The sequence below is a fragment of the Vibrio sp. 10N.222.46.A1 genome, assembly GCF_041473595.1.
Classification (GTDB): Bacteria; Pseudomonadota; Gammaproteobacteria; order Enterobacterales; family Vibrionaceae; genus Vibrio; species Vibrio tasmaniensis_A.
In genome coordinates, this window is record NZ_JBFRSN010000371.1 from 1 (window position 1) to 4,632 (window position 4,632).

The 4,632-nt window shown below is 44.6% G+C and carries 5 protein-coding genes; 2 read left to right on the forward strand and 3 right to left on the reverse strand.

Going from position 1 to position 4,632, the window contains the following annotated elements; all coding sequences use genetic code 11:
- Both AB4496_RS11825 and AB4496_RS11830 read right to left on the reverse strand, forming a co-directional pair.
- The coding region (locus tag AB4496_RS11825) for a cation:proton antiporter (RefSeq protein ID WP_372131020.1) at positions 1-464 on the reverse strand (464 nt) is incomplete at its 3' end.
- Between the two features lie 3 nt (positions 465-467).
- Positions 468-1,082, reverse strand: coding sequence for an NAD(P)H-dependent oxidoreductase (locus tag AB4496_RS11830; protein ID WP_009845593.1), 615 nt, complete (start codon positions 1,080-1,082; stop codon positions 468-470).
- A 303-nt stretch (positions 1,083-1,385) separates the two neighbouring features.
- Here AB4496_RS11830 and AB4496_RS11835 point away from each other — a divergent pair, with 303 nt between their 5' ends.
- Together AB4496_RS11835 and AB4496_RS11840 are read left to right on the forward strand one after the other, a co-directional pair.
- Positions 1,386-2,462 (forward strand): low specificity L-threonine aldolase, encoded by a 1,077-nt coding sequence (locus AB4496_RS11835; protein ID WP_102257266.1) that lies wholly within the window; start codon positions 1,386-1,388, stop codon positions 2,460-2,462.
- Positions 2,463-2,938: 476 nt separating this feature from the next.
- Positions 2,939-3,373, forward strand: coding sequence for a YccF domain-containing protein (locus AB4496_RS11840; protein ID WP_004730224.1), 435 nt, complete (start codon positions 2,939-2,941; stop codon positions 3,371-3,373).
- Between the two features lie 118 nt (positions 3,374-3,491).
- On the opposite strand, the gene AB4496_RS11845 is transcribed toward AB4496_RS11840, so the two are convergent.
- Positions 3,492-4,415 (reverse strand): hypothetical protein, encoded by a 924-nt coding sequence (locus tag AB4496_RS11845; RefSeq protein ID WP_009845590.1) that lies wholly within the window; start codon positions 4,413-4,415, stop codon positions 3,492-3,494.
- Between the last annotated feature and the right edge of the window lie 217 nt (positions 4,416-4,632).

The following is a 4,632-nucleotide window of genomic DNA, read 5'->3' on the forward strand; positions in this document are numbered from 1 at the left end:
TCTTGGAACAGTAAGACCGAGAAAGCATTCTTGCCGCCTTCTGTCTTGGAGAGCCCTTTCTCATTAAAGGTTTGGAGAACAATCGCGGTAGATGACAGTGCGAAGATCAAACCGATAGTCAGCGCGATCGTCCAAGGTTGCCCGAAGAACAGAGCAATCCCCATGACTATGGCCGTTGTGCCACCGACTTGTAGGCCGCCGAGCCCCATCAGGCGGTTTCTCATTGCCCAAAGCATCTTCGGCTCAAGCTCAAGCCCGACCAAGAACAGCATCATTACTACACCGAATTCGGCAAAGTGTTGAATGGTCGTGGTCTCTTCACCCACTAAGCCGATGATTGGGCCAATCACCACACCGGCAATCAGGTAACCAAGCACAGAGCCGAGGCCAAGCCTTTTGGCGATAGGGACGGCGATGACTGCCGCGAGCAAATAGATAAATGCTTGTAGAAAATATCCTGTCATGATCTAACCTCTGCTCATCATTTCATCGACATAATGGTTTAGCTTTTCAGCCTTGCTTGCCTTTTTAAGATCGACTTCGCCCGCAACAAAAGCCTCTAAAAGCGATTTGTAGCTATTTACATGATCTTGAATTCGGCCTTCTTCTAACGCAGTACGTGAACCAAACAAAGCCAATGGAGCCAAGTAGTTCATGCCGCACAAAGACGCCGTTTGTTCGATTGGGTGAAGCAGTTCACGGATGGTGAAGTGGTTATAACCGTCAGTTTGATAAGCCTCTTTTTTGCCGCCAGCGGTGATACTGCATAACAAGCTCTTACCTTGCAGTTCATTACCGTCGGTGCCGTAAGCAAATCCGTATTCTAGGACGAGGTCTTGCCATTCTTTAAGAATCGCGGGTGTTGAGTACCAATATAGTGGGAACTGAAAAATGATGATGTCATGGTCCAACAGGCGTTTCTGTTCACGATCGATATTGATCTTGAAGGTCGGGTATTCAGCATAAAGATCGACACAGGTGACGCCTTCAATACGCTTGGCTTGCTCAAATAAGGGTTTGTTCGCTTCAGAGCGATGCTGAGAAGGGTGGGCGAATAGCACCAAGACTCGATTTTTCGACATATAGCCCTCTTTGTCCATTAACGAATAATATTTATTGGAATTATAGATATACAATAATAGAAGAATGGTTGAACAACAACGAATTAGCCCATACTTATCTAGTTAGATGCACGTGTTTTTAGGGACTTAATTATATAAAACACCCGTCAATTTGAGTATTTCCGGCACACGCAGCCGATGACTGCGTAAAACTAATTATTCGCTAATAATAAAAGCGAAGAGGTGCACTTTATGTCACCGTTGAAGGCTAACGTAAATAATTCAATCACCCTACATAGAACGACAATGAATAAAGGAAAAGGTATGAGCACGGACTTGCGTCAACAATGTAATTTGCTGCTTTCTGGTCACTTCGATCCAACACCAGCACAAACCTTCGCGCAAATGGCTGAATGGTGCGAAACACATGATGTGGCGCACGACACCTACGGTGATGGCGATTTTATTGAGAGTTTTGAAAGCAAAGTGGCTGATTTTCTCGGCTATGAAGCCGCCGTGTTTGTGATTACTGGCACAATGAATCAACCGACAGCGTTAGAGATTGCTTGCCAAGAAAAAAGAAATCCTTTGGTGGCGATGCACGAATCCAGCCATATTATGCGCCATGAACGCCAAGGGTATCAGCTCCAGAACCGTTTCAATATACTTCCGGTTGGTAATGTATTTCGCACTTGGAATGTCGACGACTTAAAGGCTTGGCCTGATGAGATTGCCGCGGCATTGTATGAACTACCGATGCGAGAGATTGGTGGTCAGCTGCCTGAGTGGGGAGAGCTTGAAGCGATAAAGCAGTACTGCAAAGAACAATCGATTCATCTGCATATGGATGGTGCTCGTTTGTGGGAGTGTGGCGCGTATTATCAAAAGCCATATAGCGAGATTGCTAAGGGGTTCGATACAGCTTATGTTTCGCTCTATAAAGGGTTAAATGGTCTTGGGGGGTCACTCCTACTAGGTGATAAGGCTTTCGTAGCAAAAGCTTCAGCATGGATGAAGCGTCAGGGCGGAAATGTTTATCATCGCACGCCTTACGTAGTTTCGGCAGCAATGCAGTTTGATCAACGGATTGAGTTGATGCCAGCATTGTATGAGCGTACTAAGCAAATCTATCAAATCCTACAAGATTACCCTCAGTTTACGATTAACCCGCAACAACCGCAGGTCAACATGCTTCACCTCTATTTACCTGTGAGCTACGAAGACGGCATTATTGTGAGAGACAACATAGCGAAGAAACACAAGGTTTGGATAGGAAATCCAGCGATCAGCGAATTGCCAAACCAATGTAAGATTGAATGGTATGTGGGTGATAACTTACTGAATCTGCCTGATCATGAGCTGATCGACATTCTTGATTTTATTAACGAAGAGCTGATTTGATTACGGAAAAGTTGATTTGATTACAGAAGAGCTGACTGCAGAAGAACGGATCTAATGGAAATGGATACAGGAAATCGGTCCGGTATCCATTTATGCAGCTAGGCCGGCGGGCTCTGTCACATATACTGGTTGATGTACACGTCGACTAAGAACATGAACACTGGAACCGTACTGAGAAGCCCGAAGAAGAGGATTGGCACCCAATTTTTCATTTTCTTTTTAGGTTGCTCTGTATTGTTCATAGGTTCGGCCTTAAATTCGTTGTTGAGTCTGCGCTTAGGTTAGAGCTGAATGGTATCAAATAAATGGGTTGAGCCCTATGCGGATATAGAGAACCGTGGTGTGTATCAATCACATAAAATGTAAGTGATTCATAAACGGTTCATAAAGGTTCAACAATAATGAACCTATTACAACAAGCATTGCCTTACTCGGCATATGAAATAAACAGCATTCAAAGATTTGGAGAATACAGAATGAAAACAATAGGAAACATCATTTGGTTTCTGTTCGGTGGCGTATTTATGGGACTAGCTTGGTGGTTCTTCGGACTGCTCGCATTCCTAACCATCGTTGGTATTCCATGGGGTAGAGCGTGTTTTGTTATGGGTAACTTCTCATTCTTTCCATTTGGTCAGGAAGCGATTTCACGCGATGAACTGACCAATGAAATGGACATTGGCACGAGCCCGCTAGGTGTGATTGGTAACGTTATTTGGTTCTTATTTGCGGGAATCTGGCTTGCGATTGGTCACATCATGTCAGCAGTAGCGTGTTTCATTACCATCATCGGTATTCCGTTTGCGATTCAGCACCTTAAGCTCGCGGTTATCTCATTGGCGCCAATCGGTAAAACCGTTGTCGACAAGCGTGAAGCAGAAGCGGCACGAGTAAGAAACTACAAGGGTTAAGACTACAGCTTAAGCCTTATATAGAACTGAAAAAGCACATCACATGATGTGCTTTTTTTGTGTCCATGTTTTTATCTCACGATGCTCATCTCATAAATACTAACTAGGCGTTGTTGAGCTAGACATTATTGAATAGGACTTCAAGCCGTAGGGTGATGTTGGCCTCTTCGGTGTGTTTCTCATGGGGCTCTCGTTCCCATTGATAGCGCGGAATCAATTCGTAGAACAGCCACTCTTTCCAAACGTTTTCTCGGTAGGTTATCGACACTTGTGAATATTCGTAGTGGTTATACGGCTCGCTGGTTGCTGCAATCGTCGCGCTGTATTGTAGAGCTTGGTCTTGAGAAAGATAGTGATACAAAGTTAGCCCCGTACCGTACTCCCAGCCTTTAAGGTCGTCGTTATAACCTGCAAAGTTCGACCATCGCGCTAAGAAGTCATCACTCAAAGAAAGATCAAAATCGATATCGGTGATCTCGCCAGTTTCTTGCTTTTCTTGATACACACGTTGGGTCAGCCTGAATACGGCATCGGTAGTGAGAGGGTAGGTAAAGCGATAACGAGCTTCAATACGCGGACGCAGTGTCGCTTTAATATTGAAGCTACTGTAACCCTTCGCATAAGCATCGTAACGAAGGCCGAGTGCGCTCTCTAATTCCTCTGAATCTTGTGGAAAGAAATCAAAGAACTCTTCATCGCTGACAGATTCGTAGATTAATTTTAAGCGCTTACTCGCAAAGGGAAGATGTAAACGTGCGTTGAGCTTGGTTGAGTAGTCGACGTCACCACCTTCTGAGTAAATAAAATCGTTGTACCAACGGACAGAAGTGCCCGCTCGAGCATCTTCGGTAATGCGGTCATCGACAAAGAAACTGTCAAACCATAATGCGGGTTGGCAAAATTTACTGTTTAGGTAGTGGTAGGCTTTTTCGACAGGGGCGTCTTCTAGCGGCTGACTGTGGCACCCATTTTGTTCCTCTGCTTGAGCGGAGTGGACAACGAGTGAAGCTAATAATGAGGTGCTAACTATCCAACGACTCAATGGAACCTGTTTGTCATTCTATATATCAATAGTTTGACTATAACCAAGCGATCGCAACAATGCGACTTTTTAGTGGTGAGTAGCTAGTGATTCGTCGTTCTTGGTTGGCTATGAAGGCAAAGAATTGAAAGAGACAGGAAGATAAAAAAACGGGCTCAGAAGGTGAGCCCGTTTGTGTTAGCTATTTGTTTTTAGCAAGAGCCGCGTGTTTCTAGCT

Excerpts from the sequence above, each read along its gene's own strand:
- AB4496_RS11835 (WP_102257266.1), top strand. The coding sequence starts at position 1,386 with ATGAGCACGGACTTGCGTCAACAATGTAATTTGCTGCTTTCTGGTCAC.
- AB4496_RS11840 (WP_004730224.1), top strand. The coding sequence starts at position 2,939 with ATGAAAACAATAGGAAACATCATTTGGTTTCTGTTCGGTGGCGTATTT.
- AB4496_RS11830 (WP_009845593.1), bottom strand. The coding sequence starts at position 1,082 with ATGTCGAAAAATCGAGTCTTGGTGCTATTCGCCCACCCTTCTCAGCAT.